Annotated in this window: 14 protein-coding genes and 1 pseudogene; 1 reads left to right on the top strand and 14 read right to left on the bottom strand. The window is 58.6% G+C overall.

Annotated features, from left to right (window positions below; all coding sequences use genetic code 11):
• Positions 1–197: 197 nt before the first annotated feature.
• Positions 198–1,268: an alpha/beta fold hydrolase gene (locus tag HLUSI_RS0102075; protein WP_016832385.1), complete on the top strand. Its 1,071-nt coding sequence runs from the start codon at positions 198–200 to the stop codon at positions 1,266–1,268.
• An 80-nt stretch (positions 1,269–1,348) separates the two neighbouring features.
• Here HLUSI_RS0102075 and HLUSI_RS26540 read toward each other — a convergent pair.
• From HLUSI_RS26540 to HLUSI_RS0102000, 14 genes and pseudogenes are all read right to left on the bottom strand, one after another.
• A pseudogene (locus tag HLUSI_RS26540) lies at positions 1,349–1,911 on the bottom strand (NUDIX domain-containing protein).
• 88 nt (positions 1,912–1,999) lie between these two features.
• On the bottom strand, positions 2,000–2,314 hold the full coding sequence (locus tag HLUSI_RS0102060; RefSeq protein WP_029363020.1) for a DUF2818 family protein: 315 nt from the start codon (positions 2,312–2,314) through the stop codon (positions 2,000–2,002).
• A 13-nt stretch (positions 2,315–2,327) separates the two neighbouring features.
• Positions 2,328–3,839, bottom strand: a complete 1,512-nt coding sequence (gene nuoN, locus HLUSI_RS0102055) for an NADH-quinone oxidoreductase subunit NuoN (protein ID WP_029363019.1) — start codon at positions 3,837–3,839, stop codon at positions 2,328–2,330.
• A gap of 173 nt (positions 3,840–4,012) precedes the next feature.
• A complete protein-coding gene (locus tag HLUSI_RS0102050; protein ID WP_029363018.1) occupies positions 4,013–5,506 on the bottom strand; it encodes an NADH-quinone oxidoreductase subunit M in 1,494 nt (497 codons plus the stop codon).
• A 20-nt stretch (positions 5,507–5,526) separates the two neighbouring features.
• A complete protein-coding gene (gene nuoL / locus HLUSI_RS0102045) occupies positions 5,527–7,629 on the bottom strand; it encodes an NADH-quinone oxidoreductase subunit L (RefSeq protein ID WP_029363017.1) in 2,103 nt (700 codons plus the stop codon).
• A 132-nt stretch (positions 7,630–7,761) separates the two neighbouring features.
• The gene (gene nuoK / locus HLUSI_RS0102040; RefSeq protein ID WP_016832380.1) at positions 7,762–8,070 is read right to left on the bottom strand and encodes an NADH-quinone oxidoreductase subunit NuoK; all 309 of its coding nucleotides are present in this window, start codon (positions 8,068–8,070) and stop codon (positions 7,762–7,764) included.
• Positions 8,071–8,083: 13 nt separating this feature from the next.
• Positions 8,084–8,737, bottom strand: coding sequence for an NADH-quinone oxidoreductase subunit J (locus HLUSI_RS0102035; protein WP_029363016.1), 654 nt, complete (start codon positions 8,735–8,737; stop codon positions 8,084–8,086).
• 140 nt (positions 8,738–8,877) lie between these two features.
• On the bottom strand, positions 8,878–9,366 hold the full coding sequence (gene nuoI, locus HLUSI_RS0102030) for an NADH-quinone oxidoreductase subunit NuoI (RefSeq protein WP_016832378.1): 489 nt from the start codon (positions 9,364–9,366) through the stop codon (positions 8,878–8,880).
• Positions 9,367–9,388: 22 nt separating this feature from the next.
• Entirely contained in the window at positions 9,389–10,468 is a 1,080-nt protein-coding gene (gene nuoH / locus HLUSI_RS0102025) for an NADH-quinone oxidoreductase subunit NuoH (RefSeq protein WP_016832377.1), read from the bottom strand.
• Complete coding sequence (gene nuoG, locus HLUSI_RS0102020) at positions 10,468–12,795, bottom strand: NADH-quinone oxidoreductase subunit NuoG (RefSeq protein ID WP_016832376.1); 2,328 nt, start codon at positions 12,793–12,795, stop codon at positions 10,468–10,470. The genes nuoH and nuoG overlap by 1 nt, the downstream gene beginning before the upstream one ends.
• Positions 12,796–12,904: 109 nt before the next feature.
• A complete protein-coding gene (nuoF, locus tag HLUSI_RS0102015) occupies positions 12,905–14,200 on the bottom strand; it encodes an NADH-quinone oxidoreductase subunit NuoF (protein ID WP_016832375.1) in 1,296 nt (431 codons plus the stop codon).
• Positions 14,197–14,688 carry an NADH-quinone oxidoreductase subunit NuoE gene (nuoE, locus tag HLUSI_RS0102010; RefSeq protein ID WP_016832374.1) on the bottom strand — a complete coding sequence of 164 codons (492 nt, stop codon included), beginning with the start codon at positions 14,686–14,688 and terminating at the stop codon, positions 14,197–14,199. The genes nuoF and nuoE overlap by 4 nt, the downstream gene beginning before the upstream one ends.
• A gap of 88 nt (positions 14,689–14,776) precedes the next feature.
• Positions 14,777–16,030, bottom strand: coding sequence for an NADH-quinone oxidoreductase subunit D (locus tag HLUSI_RS0102005; protein WP_016832373.1), 1,254 nt, complete (start codon positions 16,028–16,030; stop codon positions 14,777–14,779).
• Complete coding sequence (locus HLUSI_RS0102000) at positions 16,030–16,626, bottom strand: NADH-quinone oxidoreductase subunit C (protein ID WP_029363015.1); 597 nt, start codon at positions 16,624–16,626, stop codon at positions 16,030–16,032. The genes HLUSI_RS0102005 and HLUSI_RS0102000 overlap by 1 nt, the downstream gene beginning before the upstream one ends.
• Positions 16,627–16,636: the final 10 nt, after the last annotated feature.

The raw sequence follows: 16,636 nt of genomic DNA, 5'->3' as shown, positions 1-16,636 counted from the left end.
TACGCCAACACCAGGAACAGACAGCCGGTGCCGAATTATTCGAACATGTAATCGGCTTTTTTACCGCAAATAAAAACGGCGCTTCGATCAAACGAAGCGCCGTTTTTGTTTTAGCGTGACCGCCACAGCGAGGCAGCCGGATTTCATTTAGTATGACCGTTCCCATAAGACCACCTTCGCTTACGAGGACTATAAAAATGATTCGGAGACTTGCCCTGGGCATCATCGCTCCCCTGCTGCTTTCATCTTCCCTGCTGCCCGCCGCGGCGCACGCCGCCGGCTATCCGCAACAACGCGAAGCCGACTGGATTGCACCCTCCTTCACTTTTCATACCGGCGAGACGCTGAACAATTTCAAACTGCACTACATCACCGTCGGCGATCCGGCCCATCCGGCGGTGCTGCTGTTGCACGGCACTTACCGCAGCGGAGCCGACATGGTCGCCAGGGATTTTGCCGGCGAGATGCTGGGTCCGGGACAGCCGCTCGATGCGAGCAAGTACTACGTGATCATGCCGGACGCGATCGGCGTCGGAAAATCGGCCAAGCCGTCAGACGGACTCCGCACGAAATTCCCGCAATACAATTATGCCGACATGGTGCTGGCGCAATACCGGCTGGTGACCGAGGGCCTCGGCGTCAAGCATCTGCGCCTGGTGATGGGCAATTCCATGGGCGGCATGCAGACCTGGATGTGGGGAGAAACCTATCCGGCGATGATGGATGGGCTGGTGCCGATGGCATCGCAACCGATCGAGATGGCGAGCCGCAACTGGATGATGCGGCGCATGCTGGTCGAATCGATCAAACAGGATCCGGCCTGGAACGGCGGCAACTACACTACGCAGCCGCCGTCGCTACGCCTGGCCAACACCATGTTCGGCATCGCCACTGCCGGCGGCACCCTTGCCTATCAGGCGCTGGCGCCGACGCGCGCGCAGGCCGACAAGATCGTGGATGACCGGCTCGCTGCCCCCGTGACGGCGGATGCCAACGATTTCATCTATCAATGGGGATCGTCGGCTGACTTCAATGCCATGCCGAATTTGACGCGCATCCAAGCGCCCCTGCTGGCGATCAATGCAGCTGACGACGAGCGCAATCCGCCCGAAACCGGCACGATGACGGCGGCGCTGAAGCAACTGAAGAACGCGGAGCTGTATCTGATTCCGGCGAGTGCGGAAACGCGGGGGCATGGAACGACCAGTTTTTCAAAATTCTATGCACGGCAAGTCGGCGACTTTCTGAAAGCGCTGCCGTCACGCTAAGTCCCGCTGCATCCCAAATACAAAAAAGGCTTCGATCGATATCGAAGCCTTTTGCTTTTGCGACATGCGCGAACAAAAGATCAGGCGCTCGGCAAGGTCCATTGTCCGTTGATGATTTTTTCCAGCCAGAAGGCGCCGATGACCGTCTTGACGTCGGTTACCTTGCCCAGTCGGACTTGCTCCAGCAACTCCGACAGCGGCGCCTTGTAGATGTCGAGGAATTCGCCGTCGTCGAGCTTGCGCTCACCTGCCGTCAAGCCGCGCGCCAGATAGATGTCCAAGTGCTCGTCCGAATAGGCAATCGCGTTATGAATGGTGCAAACGAATTGCCAGTCGGTCGCGGTGTAGCCGGTTTCTTCCCGCAGCTCGCGCTTGGCGCACTCCAGGTGATCTTCGCCGGCATCGATCTTTCGATGAAGACCTGGTCGAGCGGATAGCGGAACTGACGCTCCAGCAGCACCGAGCCGTCGTCGAACAAGGGCAGGATCACCACGGCGCCGGGATGACGAATGTGTTCACGTACCGACTGCTTGCCGTCCGGCAGGCGAATCGTATCGCGCTGAACCTTGAGGAAGTGTCCTTCGTAGACCAGCTTGCCGTCTACCTTGCTTTCTTTGAGATGTGCGTCCGGATGTGCGTCCATGGGAGATCAGGCAATCAATAAACGTGGAGGAGGAAGAAAAGCTTGTGGCCGCGACATGCAGGCATGTCGGACCACAGGATCGCGCAGCTCAGGCGTGGCTCTTGCGCAGATAGCGCACGACGTAGCCCGGATACGCCAACACCAGGAACAGACAGCCGGTGACGGCATAAAATTCCCAACGCTGGGTAAAGGCGTTGCCGATATTGGCTTCGAAGAAATGCGCAAGCGCGCCCACGACGAAATACAGTACCACCAACTCAAGCAAGCGCACCCATACCGGCTTGCGGTAATCGGGCGACTTGCTCAGGGGGATCAGCGCGAACAACTGCTGATTGAAGAAAGGCAGGTTGGCGGCCAGGACCGCCAACACGATGACACACCAGCTCAGTAGGGAAACGTTCACCGGCGGCTTCGCTTTATGTTGCGATGACTTTGCTGAGGAATGTCGCCAGCGTGGTGACGATGGCGTTGGTGCAGGCATCCATCAGGTGGCCGGGCCACAGACCGAGGCCCAGCGCTGCGATACCGTTCAGGCTCAATGCAATGCGCACGTCGAAGCTGGCGGTGATCTTGCCGCTGTCGGCAGGATCATCGAAGTACATGTTCTTGATCACGCGCAGGTAGTAGAACGCGCCAACCAGCGAGAACACCACTGCCAATACCGCCAACCAGATCTGGCCGGTACCCAGCACCGCTTGCAGCACCGACAGCTTGGCGTAGAAGCCGACCATCGGCGGAATACCCGCCAGCGAGAACATCAGCACCAGCATGATGCCGGCGAACCATGGGCTGCGTTGATTCAGCCCCTTGAAATCGTCGAGCGTGTCGGCTTCGAAACCGGAGCGCGCCATCAGCAGGATCACGCCGAAGGTGCCCAGCGTGGTCAGCACATAAGTAATCGCATAGAACAGCGACGAGCTGTAGGCGTTGACGGCCTGGAACAGGTTGCCGTCGACTACGCCCGACATCATGCCCAGCAACATGAAGCCCATGTGCGAAATGGTCGAGTACGCCAGCATGCGCTTGATGTTGGTCTGCGCAATCGCCGTCACGTTACCGACGATGATCGACAATACGGCCAGCACCATCAGCATTTGTTGCCAGTCGATCGCCAGCGGCAACAGGCCTTCGACCAGAATGCGGAACACCATGGCGAACGCAGCCAGCTTCGGCGCGCCGCCGATCAGCAGCGTCATCGGCGTCGGTGCGCCATGGTAGACGTCAGGCACCCACATGTGGAACGGCACGGCTCCCAGCTTGAACGCCAGGCCTGCCACCACGAACACGATGCCGAATACCAGCACGTTGCGGTCGACGGTGCCCGAGACAATGGCGCGGAAGACGTCGTTCAGTTCCAGCGATCCGGTGGCGCCGTAGAGCATCGAGATGCCGTACAGCAGGAAGCCGGAAGCCAGCGCACCGAGGATGAAGTACTTCATGCCGGCTTCGGTGGAAGCAGCGTGGTCACGGCGCAGGGCCACCAGCGCGTACAGCGACAGCGACATCAGTTCCAGGCCGAGGTAGATGGACAGGAAGCTGTTGCCCGAGATCATGACCATCTGGCCCAGCAGCGCAAACAGCGCCAGCGCGTAGAACTCGCCGCCGAGGTGGCCGCCGCCGACGATGCCGCGATCGGAGTTGTATTGACGACCGTAAATCAGCGTCAGGCCGATAGCCAGGTAGGAGAACAGTTTCAGCAGGCTCGAGAGCGGATCCGAGACGAACATGTTGCTGAAGGTGTAGACCGTTTCGCCGCTTGCATAGTTGGTGAAGGTCAGCACTGCGCAGACTACCAGCGCCAGCAAGGACAGCACGTAAGTAATGACGCGCTTTGCATCCGGCAAAAACATATCGATCAGCAGGATTACGGAGGTCGCAATCAGCAGAAATATTTCCGGATAGACAGGGATCAGATTCATGTTGTTCATTTAGTTACCGCTTAGTTTCGTCCGCGTATTTTGTCCGCTTACCGTTGCCGCCGTTTTCAGCCGGGCCCGCACTTCGCCTGCCCTGCCTGTTTCGAAACGTCGTATCGAATTGCTTGCCGGCGTCGGCGCTGCACACTGCAGCAGCACCGATGCCTTGTTACTTTAGTTACTGATCAATTGCCGATCTTGGAGACCGACACGTGTTTCAACAGATCGCTGACCGAAGTCTGCATCGTGTCCGTCACGGGCGCCGGGTACAGACCCATCACCAGCACCGCGATCGCCAGCAGGCCGAGGATGAAGAATTCGCGCTTGTTGACGTCGGTCAGTTCTTCCACGTGGTGATTGGTCACCGCGCCGAAGATCACGCGCTTGGTCAGCCACAGCGAGTAAGCCGCCCCCAGGATCAAGGCAGTTGCCGACAGCAGGCCGATCCAGAAGTTGAACTTGACCGCGCCCAGGATCACCATGAATTCACCGACGAAACCGGAGGTCGCAGGCAGACCGCAGTTGGCCAGCGAGAACAGGATGAAGAAAGCGGCGAAGCGCGGCATCTTGTTGACCACACCGCCGTACTGGGCGATTTCACGGGTATGCATGCGGTCGTACAGCACGCCGATACACATGAACATCGCGCCCGACACGAAGCCGTGGGAAATCATCTGTGCGATACCGCCCTGCACCGCCATGTCGTTGAACATGAAGAAGCCCAGCGTGACGAAGCCCATGTGGGCGATCGACGAGTACGCCACCAGTTTCTTCATGTCCTGCTGCACCAGTGCGACCAGGCCAATGTAGATCACGGCCACCAGCGACAGCGTGATCATGAAACCGGACAGCGCGTGGCTGGCGTCAGGAGCGATCGGCAGCGAGAAACGCAGGAAACCGTAAGCACCGAGCTTGAGCATGATCGCAGCCAGCACGATGGAGCCGCCGGTAGGCGCTTCCACGTGGGCGTCAGGCAACCAGGTATGCACCGGCCACATCGGCACCTTGACCGCGAACGCCATCAGGAATGCGAAGAACAGCAGTTTTTGCTCGATCATCGACAGCGGCAGCTGATGCCATGTCGGGATTTCGAAGCTGCCGCCGGACACGATGTACAGGTAGATCAGCGCGATCAGCATCAGCAGCGAGCCGAGCAAGGTGTACAGGAAGAACTTGAACGCTGCGTACACGCGGTTGGCGCCGCCCCACACACCCACGATGATGAACATCGGGATCAGGGTCGCTTCGAAGAACACGTAGAACAGCATGCCGTCGAGTGCGGAGAACACGCCGATCATCAGGCCCGACAGGATCAGGAACGCGCCCATGTATTGGCCGACGCGCTTCTGGATGACTTCCCAGCCGGCCAGCACCACGATCACGGTGATGAAGGCCGTCAGCGGGATGAACCACAGCGACAGGCCGTCAATGCCGAGGAAATAGCTGATGTTGAAACGATCGATCCAGGGCGTCTTTTCGACAAACTGGTAACCGTGCGCGGCGGCATCGAAATGCAGCACCAGCGGGATGGTTACCAGCAGGCTGACGACGGCGCCGAGCAGCGCCAGCCAGCGCGCGACGGATGGATTGTCGTCGCGACCCACGGCCAGGACGAGTATGCCAAACGCGACCGGACACCAGATCGCAAGGCTAAGGAGAGGAAAAGTTGACTGCATCATGGTTGTTATCTTCTTACAGCTTATTTGCCAAACGGAAACGGCATGAACCAAACCAGGAAACCCAGCACCCCGATAATCATCACGAACGCGTAATGGTAGATGTAACCGGATTGCCACAGGCGCGTGACTTTCGAGAACCAGTTGACGACCTTGGCGCTGCCGTTGACGACCAGGCCGTCGATCAGGCCCTTGTCGCCCACTGTCCACAGGCCGGTGCCCAGCATGCGCGCACCGCCGGCAAACACGACATCATTGAACTTGTCCATGTAGTACTTGTTGTCGAGCAAGGTGTAGATCGCGCTGAACTTGTCCTTGAACCAGGCCGGGACGCGCGGATTGACCATGTAGAAGTAGTACGCAGTCGCCACCCCGGCAATCGCCAGCCACAGCGGCGCCGACGTCAGCGAATGCACCGCCATCGCGATCGGACCATGGAACTCATGCGCCAGCTCTTCGAGCGCCTTGTGGTTTTCACCGACAAAGATCACGTTCTTGAAGAAATCGCCGAAGACCAGGGGCGAGATCGCGAAGAAACCGATGATGACCGACGGAATCGCCAGCAAGATCAGCGGCAGCGTCACCACCAGCGGCGATTCGTGCGGTTTCTGCCCCGGGGCCAGGCCGTGATGCTCGTGATCGTCGTGGGCATCGTGTGCACCATGAGCATGGTCGTCATGCGCACCGTGTGCAACAGCTGCAGCTGCAGGAGCGTGATGGTCATCGTGGCCATGTGCATCGGCCTTGCCGAAACGCTCTTCGCCATGAAACACCATGAAGTACATGCGGAACGAATAGAACGCGGTCACGAACACGCTGGCCAGCACGGCGAAGTAGGCAAAACCGGAACCCGCCAGATGCGATTCGGCGGCTGCTTCGATGATGCTGTCCTTCGAATAGAAACCGGAGAAGAACGGTGTACCGATCAGCGCCAGCGAACCCAGCAGCGATGTGATCCAGGTGATCGGCATGTACTTGCGCAGGCCGCCCATGTTGCGCATGTCCTGGTCATGGTGCATGCCGATGATCACGGAACCCGCACCGAGGAACAGCAACGCCTTGAAGAACGCGTGGGTCATCAGATGGAACACGGCGACCGAATAGGCCGAGGCGCCCAGCGCGACCGTCATGTAACCGAGCTGCGACAGTGTCGAATATGCCACCACGCGCTTGATGTCGGTCTGCATGGTGCCGAGGAAGCCCATGAACAACGCGGTGATCGCGCCGATCACGAGGATCACGGACAAGGCGGTGTCGGACAATTCGAACAGCGGCGACATGCGGGTCACCATGAAGATGCCGGCGGTCACCATCGTCGCCGCGTGGATCAGTGCGGAAATCGGGGTCGGGCCTTCCATCGAATCAGGCAGCCAGACGTGCAGCGGGAACTGGGCAGATTTACCCATCGCGCCGACAAACAGGCAGATACATGCCACGGTCAGCAGCATCCAGTCGGTTCCCGGCAGCGTCAGCTGGGCCAGCTCGCCGCGCTTGGCGAACACTTCGCCGTAGTTCATGGAACCGGCATAGGCCAGCAACAGGCCGATGCCCAGGATGAAGCCGAAGTCGCCGACGCGGTTGACCAGGAAGGCCTTCATGTTGGCCTTGATCGCGGTCGGACGGGTGTACCAGAAACCGATCAGCAGGTAGGAAACCAGGCCCACTGCTTCCCAGCCGAAGAACAATTGCAGGAAGTTGTTGCTCATGACGAGCATCAGCATCGAGAACGTGAACAGCGAGATGTACGAGAAGAAGCGGTTGTAGCCGTCATCGTCCTTCATGTAGCCGATGGTGTAGACGTGCACCATCAGGGACACGAAAGTCACCACGCACATCATCATCGCGGTCAGGCTGTCGATCAGGAAGCCGACTTCCAGCTTCAGGCCGGCCACGGTCATCCAGGTGTACAGCGTGCCGTTGTAGGTCGCACCATCGACTACCGCCAGCAAGGTCTGGACGGAAATGATCAGTGCGATCAACACGCCGAGGATGGTCGCCGTGTGCGAAACCTTGCGGCCGACTACATTGCCGAAGAACTTCGTCCCGAGCAGGCCTGCGATCGCAGAACCGGCCAACGGCGCCAGTGGAACGGCTAAAAGAAGATGTGGGTTAAGTTGCCCCGCCATGATGAACCTTATCGCTATTTGGGTTCTCCTCGAATCGGGAAGACTCTCGGAGAACGCCCATCTTTAAATGAAATTTAAATTCAATCTACATGCACTGCGAACGTTTCAATGCGCACTACAGCTCAAACGTGTTTATCCCTTGAGCGTGTCCAGGTCTTCCACGTTGATGGTGTCCAGGTTGCGGAACAGCACCACCAGAATGGCCAGGCCGATTGCGGACTCCGCAGCGGCGACTGTCAGGATGAAGAACACGAAGATCTGTCCTGCCGCATCGCCGAGATAATGCGAGAAGGCAATGAAGTTCATGTTCACCGCCAGCAGCATCAGTTCGATTGCCATGAGCAACACGATGACGTTCTTGCGGTTGAGGAAAATGCCCACGATCGAGATCGCGAACAGGATCGCGCCGAGAATCAGGTAATGCGAGAGCGAAAGAGTCATGATTGCGCGCCCCTTATGATTGTTTTTCCGCGCCCGATGCCTGAGCATCGTCGCCGGTGTTGCCGTTATTACGGGTGGATTCGGACTTCATCTTGACCAGGCGAACGCGATCGGTGCTCTTGACCTTGACCGCTTCGGCCGGCGAGAAGTACTTGCTGTCCTTGCGGCGACGCAGCGTCAGTGCCACGGCGGCCACGATGGCGACCAGCAGGATCACGGCAGCAACTTCAAAGGCGTAGACGTATTCGGTGTAGATCAGCATGCCCAGCGCCTTGGTGGTGCCGATGGTGTTCGATGCTGCAGGCACTTGCGCTTCCGGCGCCCAGAAGCTGCGCAACAGGACCGCAGCCATCTCCAGCACGATGATCACGCCGATGGTCGCGGCAAGCGGGAAGTATCCCCAGAAGCCCTCTCGCATCTTGTCGAGATTGATGTCCAGCATCATCACCACGAACAGGAACAGCACCATCACCGCCCCGACATAGACAAGCACCAGCACGATGGCGAGGAATTCCGCCTTCAGCAACATCCAGATGCCGGCCGCCGAAAAGAAGGCCAGCACGAGGAACAGGGCCGCATGCACCGGGTTGCGGGCCGTAATGACGCGTAATGCGGCGAGCACGAGGACCACCGAAAACGCATAGAACAAGACAGTTTTAAATTCCATAATCAACCAAAAAGTTGGCTAAACCAGCATCAGATCATTCGATCGCCCGATCCATCGATCGGGCTACCCAACAAGCTTCAGATCCGATCATCTCAGCGGTAAGCGACAAACGGCGAACCGTCATGCCGTCCCGAACTCAATCAACGATATGCAGCGTCTGCGGTACGTGCAGCGGCAATTTCATTTTCGTAACGATCACCAACGGCCAGCAGCATTTCCTTGGTGTAGTACAGATCGCCGCGCTTTTCACCGTGGTATTCCAAGATGTGCGTTTCAACGATCGAGTCAACCGGGCACGACTCTTCGCAGAAGCCGCAGAAAATGCACTTGGTCAGATCGATGTCGTAACGCGTGGTGCGGCGCGAGCCGTCGTCACGCTGTTCCGATTCGATCGTGATTGCCATCGCCGGGCAAACCGCTTCGCACAGCTTGCAGGCGATGCAACGCTCTTCACCGTTCGGATAGCGACGCAAGGCGTGCAGGCCGCGGAAACGCGGCGACTGCGGCGTTTTCTCTTCCGGGAACTGAATCGTGATCTTGCGCGCGAACAGGTAACGGCCGGTCAGGGCCAGGCCCTTGAACAGCTCCCGCAACATCAGGCTGCCGAAAAAATCCTTAATAGCTTCCATGCTTCTCACCTCAGCCTTTACATTACTTCCAAATATTCCACGAGGTCTGCATCCAGGTCGCAACGATCACCAGATACACCAATGTCAGAGGAATGAACACTTTCCAGCCCAGACGCATGATCTGGTCATAGCGGTAACGCGGGAACGATGCGCGCACCCAGATAAACAGCGACACAACGAAGAAGGTCTTGATGCCCAGCCAGATCCAGCCCGGAATGAAGTCCAGCACGCTCAGCGGCGATGCCCAGCCGCCCAGGAACAGCAGCGCGGTCAGGATCGAAATCAGCCACATGTTGGCGTATTCGGCCAGGAAGAACATCGCGAAGGACATGCCCGAGTATTCGATCATGTGACCGGCCACGATTTCGGATTCGCCTTCGACCACGTCGAACGGATGGCGGTTGGTTTCAGCGATGCCCGAGACGATGTAGATCACGAAAATCGGCAGCAGCGACAGCCAGTTCCACGACAGGAAACCGACGCCGTGGTCGGCGAAGTAACCCTTGCCCTGGCTGGTGACGATGTCGATCAGGTTCAGGCTGCCGGACACCATCAGCACGATGACCAGGCAAAAGCCCATCGAGATTTCGTACGACACCATCTGCGCCGAAGCGCGCATGGCGCCAAGGAATGCATACTTCGAGTTGGACGCCCAACCGGCGATGATCACGCCGTAGACTTCCATCGAGGTAATCGCCATGACGAACAGCAGGCCGGCATTGACGTTGGCAATGACCGCTTCAGGTCCGAACGGGATCACCGCCCAGGCGGCCAGCGCCGGCATGATGGTCATGATCGGTGCGATGAAGAACAGCACCTTGCTGGCGCGCGCCGGCGTGGTCACTTCCTTGAAAATCAGTTTCAGCGCATCGGCGATCGGTTGCAGCAGACCCAGCGGACCGACACGATTAGGGCCGAGACGAACGTGCATCCAGCCGATCAGCTTGCGTTCCCACAGCGTCAGGTAAGCGACGCAGCCCAGCAACGGCACCATCACGACCAGAATCTTCAGCAGGCTCCAGACAAAGGTCCAGACATACGGCCACGCCGTACCCAGATACGTGGGGCCGACTGCGTTGATGTTGGCAATCAGTTGATCCATTACGCTTTCTCCACAACGATTGCGCCGAACATGCTGCCCAGATCAGCGGTGCTTGCATGGGCGGCTGCCACACGTACGACATTTTCCGGCAAGTTCTTGTCGATGCCTGCAGTCAGCAACGCGCTGCCCTGCCCTTGCTTGACGCTTACGCGATCGCCTGCGGCGATGCCGAGTTTCTGCGACAAGGCTGCCGACAGCCATGCCTTCGGCGCCTGGCCGTCTTGCGTTTGCAGCAGCGCCGGCGAACGGCGTGCGATGGCATCGGCAAAATGGATAGGCACGTCGGCCAGGCGTTCCAGCGCGCCGTTGGCGGAAATGTTACCGACTTGCGGCGCCAGCTTGGCGATGTTGTTCAGGCGAGCGGACAGATCGGTTTCAGCGCCGATGATTTCGGTGCGAATCGATTCCGAGGTTTCGTAGTCGAAATTTGGCAGACCGAGCAGATTGCCCAGGACGCGCAACACCTTCCATGCCGGACGAGCGTCGCCCAGCGGCTTGACGGTGCCGTTGAAGCTTTGTGCGCGGCCTTCGGCATTGACGAAGGTACCGGCTGTTTCAGTGAATGGCGCGATCGGCAGCAACACGTCGGCGTAATCGGCGCCGTGTTTGAATGCCGACATCACGACGACCATTTCAGCTTGTTTCAGCGCCGCGGTGGCAGCCTGCGAGTCGTGGCTGTCGAGTTCCGGTTCGGCGTTCAGCAGCAGGTAAGCCTTGCGCGGTTGTGCGAAAGCTTGCAGCGCGTTGGCGCCGTCCTTGCCGGGAATCGCGTTGGCGAGGTAACCGCCGACGGCGTTGCCGCCTTCAGTCAGGTAACCCAACTTGGCGCCGGTCTGTTCGGCGATCCATTGTGCGGCGGCGTGCAGTTGCGATGCCTGCGGATGTTGCGCAGCGGCGTTGCCCAGCAAGACCGCCTTGGATGCGCCCGACAGCAGGCTGGCTGCGGTCTGCTTGGCTTCCGGCGAGATTTCGATGTTTTCGAAACCGGCCGGTGCTGCGACACCCTTGGCTTGCGCCACGGCGGCAACGATGCCGCTCAGTGCCGCCAGCCATGCGGACGGTGCTGCGATGATTTTGTTGGCGACCGGCATCAGCAGGTCGTCGTCGGCAGCGTGCAGGATGCTGATCTTGGCGCCGCTCTTGACTGCTTGGCGCAGACGCGCGGTCAGCAGCGGATGATCCTTGCGCAGGAACGAGCCGATGATCAGGGCGCGGTTCAGTTCGGAGAACTCAACGATGGACATGCCCAGCCATGGATTGACCTGGTGGTCCAGCGCGAAGTCGGATTGACGCAGGCGGAAATCGATGTTTTCCGAACCCAGGCCGCGCACGACTTTTTGCAGCAATGTCAGTTCTTCCAGCGTGGAGTACGGTGTACCCAATGCAGCGATGGCGCTGGCGCCGTGTTCGTGACGGATGTTGCGCAGGCCGTGTGCGACGTATTCCAGCGCAACTTGCCATTCGACTTCCTGCCACTTGCCGTCCTGCTTCAGCATCGGCTTGGTCAGACGCTCTTCGCTGTCCAGTGCTTCGTAGGCGAAACGGTCCTTGTCGGAAATCCAGCATTCGTTGATGTCTTCGTTTTCCAGCGGCAGCACGCGCATGACCTTGCCGCCCTTGACCTGAACGATCAGGTTGGCGCCGAGGCTGTCGTGCGGGCTGACCGATTTGCGGCGCGACAATTCCCAGGTACGCGCGGCATAGCGGAACGGCTTCGATGTCAACGCGCCGACCGGGCACAGATCGATCATGTTGCCGGACAGTTCCGAGTTGACGGTATTGCCGACGAATGTGGTGATTTCGGAGTGCTCGCCGCGACCCAGCATGCCCAGTTCCATGACGCCGGCGACTTCCTGGCCGAAACGCACGCAACGTGTGCAGTGGATGCAACGATTCATTTCCTTCATGGAGATCAGCGGGCCGACATCCTTCGGCGGCACGACACGCTTTTCTTCTTCGTAGCGCGAAGAAGAGCTACCGTAACCGACGGCCAGATCCTGCAGCTGACATTCGCCGCCCTGATCGCAGATCGGGCAATCCAGCGGATGATTGATCAGCAGGAATTCCATGACGCCTTTTTGCGCCTTGACCGCCTTGTCGCTGGCGGTGCGCACGATCATGCCGGCCGTGACCGGAGTCGCACAGGCAGGCAGAGGCTTCGGCGCTTTTTCAACGTCGACCAGACACATGCGGCAGTTGGCCGCAATGGATAATTTTTTGTGATAGCAAAAATGAGGAATGTAAGTGCCGACCTTGTTGGCAGCATCCATAACCATGCTGCCTTCTTGCACTTCAACTTTTTTGCCGTCTATTTCGATTTCAACCATGGCTTTTTGCCCAAGCTAAGTATTCTTTTGACCTTGAAGACATGCGCTCGGCCTTGTCGCCGATTGCATGTCTTGCCGTGCTGCCTAACGCTATTCGTTACGCTATGCGTTAAATATAAGCTGGCACCGAGCAATGCTTGTGCTCGATGTGGTACTCAAATTCTTCGCGGAAGTTCTTGATGAAAGCACGCACCGGCATTGCCGCCGCATCGCCCAGCGCGCAGATGGTGCGGCCCTGGATGTTGTCGGCAACCGAATTGAGCACATCGAGGTCTTCCAGCTTGCCGTGGCCGTTTTCGATACGCTCCACCATGCGGTACATCCAACCGGTGCCTTCGCGGCACGGCGTACATTGACCGCAGGATTCTTCGTAGTAGAAATATGCCAGGCGCAACAGAGACTTGACCATGCAGCGTGTTTCGTCCATCACGATGACCGCGCCCGAACCCAGCATCGAGCCGGCCTTGGCAATGGCGTCGTAATCCATGGTGGTTTCCATCATGACGTCGCCGCGAATCACCGGAGCGGACGAGCCGCCTGGGATGACCGCCTTGAGCTTCTTGCCGCCGCGCATGCCGCCGGCCAGTTCCAGCAAAGTCGAGAACGGCGTGCCGAGAGGGATTTCGTAGTTGCCCGGACGTTCGACGTCGCCCGAGATCGAGAAGATCTTGGTGCCGCCGTTGTTCGGCTTGCCGATGTCGGCGTACGCTTGTGCGCCGATCTTGAAGATGAACGGAACAGCAGCGAAAGTTTCGGTGTTGTTGATCGTGGTCGGCTTGCCGTACAGGCCGAAGCTGGCCGGGAACGGCGGCTTGAAGCGCGGCTGGCCCTTCTTGCCTTCGAGCGACTCCAGCAGCGCAGTTTCTTCGCCGCAGATATAGGCGCCATAACCATGGTGGCCATGCAACTGGAAGTTGAAACCGGTACCGAGAATGTTGTCGCCCAGGAAGCCCGCAGCGCGTGCTTCTTCCAGCGCTTCTTCAAAACGCAGATACGCGTCGAAGATTTCGCCGTGGATGTAGTTGTAGCCGACCGTGATGCCCATTGCGTAGCCGCCGATGATCATGCCTTCGATCAGCGAGTGCGGGTTGTAGCGAATGATGTCGCGATCCTTGAATGTGCCCGGTTCGCCTTCGTCGCTGTTGCAGACCAGGTACTTTTGCCCTGGGAACTGGCGCGGCATGAAGCTCCACTTCAGACCGGTCGGGAAACCCGCGCCGCCGCGACCGCGCAAGCCCGAGGACTTGAGTTCTGCGATGACTTGTTCAGGAGTGATGTTTTCAGTCAGGATGCGCTTGAGCGACTCATAGCCGCCACGCTTGACGTAATCCGCCAGGTGCCAGTTCTGGCCATCCAGATCCGCCAGAATCAGCGGCTTGATATGACGATCGTGCAGACAAGTCATTTCTTCAGTTCCTCCAGCAGCGCGTCGATCTTGTCGTTCGACATCCAGCTGCACATGCGGTGGTTATTGACCAGCATGACAGGTGCGTCGCCGCAAGCGCCCATGCATTCGCCTTCGACGATCGTGAACTGACCGTCAGCGGTGGTTTCCTTGTAGCCGACACCGAGCGTGTGCTTCAGGTGATGCGCCGCACGGTCGCCGCCCGACAGCAGGCATGGCAGATTCGTACAGACGGTGATCTTGTGCTTGCCCTGCTGGCTGGTATTGAACATGTTGTAGAACGTGGCGACTTCCTGCACGGCCACCGCAGGCATGCCGATGTAGTCGGCAATTTCCTGTTGCAGCTCGGCAGGCAGCCAGCCGTGTTCGACCTGCGCAATGCGCAGCGCGGACATGACTGCCGACTGGCGTTGATCCGCCGGGTATTTCGCGAGTTCGCGATCGATTTTCTTTAGAGCGTCTTGACTTAACAGCATATCGTTGGCCATCCGTGCGCATGGTTCTTTGAGAACCCGCGCGGGTTTATCGGATATTCCCCAGAACCTAATGGGTTTTCAAAAACATCCAGTGACCGGGTTACCGGTCGATTTCACCAAACACAATGTCTTGCGTACCGATGATGGTTACGGCATCGGCAATCATGTGGCCCTTGGCCATCTCATTGAGACTCTGCAAATGCGCATAGCCCGGCGCGCGGATCTTCATGCGGTAAGGCTTGTTGGCGCCGTCCGACACAAGGTAGATGCCGAACTCGCCCTTCGGATGTTCAACCGCTGCATATGTTTCGCCCGGCGGCACGTGGAAGCCTTCGGTGAACAGTTTGAAGTGGTGAATCAGGTCTTCCATGTTGGACTTCATGTCCACGCGTGGCGGCGGTGCAATCTTGTGATTGTCGATGATGACCGGACCTGGGTTGTTGCGCAGCCACTCGACGCATTGCCTGATGATGCGGTTCGACTGGCGCATTTCTTCCACGCGCACCAGGTAGCGGTCGTAGCAGTCGCCGTTCTTGCCGACCGGGATGTCGAAATCGAGCAGGTCGTAGACTTCGTACGGTTGCTTCTTGCGCAGATCCCATTCGATGCCCGAACCGCGCAGCATCGGACCGGAAAAGCCCATTGCCATCGCACGTTCCGGCGAGACCACGCCGACGCCGACCAGACGCTGTTTCCAGATGCGGTTGTCGGTCAGCAGTGTTTCGTACTCGTCGACGTATTTTGGGAAACGGTTGGTGAAGTCTTCAATGAAGTCCAGCATCGAGCCCTGGCGGTTTTCATTGAGTTGCTTGATGGCCTTGTCGTTGCGGATGATCGATGCCTTGTACTGCGGCATTGTTTCCGGCAGGTCGCGATAGACGCCGCCCGGACGATAATAGGCAGCATGCATGCGCGCGCCGGAAACGGCTTCGTAGCAATCCATCAGGTCTTCGCGCTCGCGGAACGCATACAGCAGCACGCCCATGGCGCCGACGTCCAGACCGTGCGCGCCGATCCACATCAGGTGGTTCAGCAGACGGGTGATCTCGTCGAACATGACGCGGATGTACTGGGCGCGCAGCGGCACTTCGATGCCGAGCAGCTTCTCGATGGCCATGACGTAGGCGTGCTCGTTGCACATCATCGACACGTAATCGAGGCGATCCATGTACGGAACCGACTGCAGATAGGTTTTTTGCTCGGCCAGCTTTTCGGTGCCGCGATGCAGCAGGCCGATATGCGGGTCGGCGCGCTGAATGACTTCGCCGTCCAACTCCAGCACCAGGCGCAGCACACCGTGCGCGGCCGGATGCTGTGGACCAAAGTTCAGCGTGTAATTCTTGATTTCAGCCATTATTTAATCCCGTAGTTTTCTTCACGAATGACACGCGGCGTGATTTCACGCGGCTCAATCGTTACGGGTTGATAAATCACACGTTTCTGTTCGGCGTCGTAACGCATTTCGACATAGCCGGACACCGGGAAGTCCTTGCGGAACGGGTGACCGATGAAGCCGTAGTCGGTGAGGATGCGGCGCAAGTCGTCATGGCCGTCGAACAGGATGCCGTAGAAGTCGAAAGTCTCGCGCTCGTACCAGTTGGCGGCGGACCAGATGTTCATGACCGAAGCCACCAGCGGCAGCTCGTCATCGGGAGCAAAAACGCGCACGCGAACGCGCCAGTTATGCGTCAGCGACAGCAGATGCGAAACCACCGCGAAACGCGGACCATCCCAGACGCCGTCGCCGTACGTCGAGTAGTCGACGCCGCACAGGTCCATCAATTCTTCGAAACGGGTATCGGCGTGATCGCGCAGAACGCGCATCGCCGAGAGATAATCGGCGGACTTGACCACTACCGTGATCTCGCCCAAAGACACTGTCAAATTCTGAAGATACCCTCCAAGCGCATTGCGCAAGGCAGCTTCGAGAGTTTCCAATTTTGTCGTCATACTGACCCTT

The sequence above is a fragment of the Herbaspirillum lusitanum P6-12 genome (assembly GCF_000256565.1).
Classification (GTDB): Bacteria; Pseudomonadota; Gammaproteobacteria; order Burkholderiales; family Burkholderiaceae_D; genus Herbaspirillum; species Herbaspirillum lusitanum.
The sequence above is the reverse complement of the archived record's forward strand: the minus strand, read 5'-3'. Positions and strand labels throughout refer to the sequence as shown.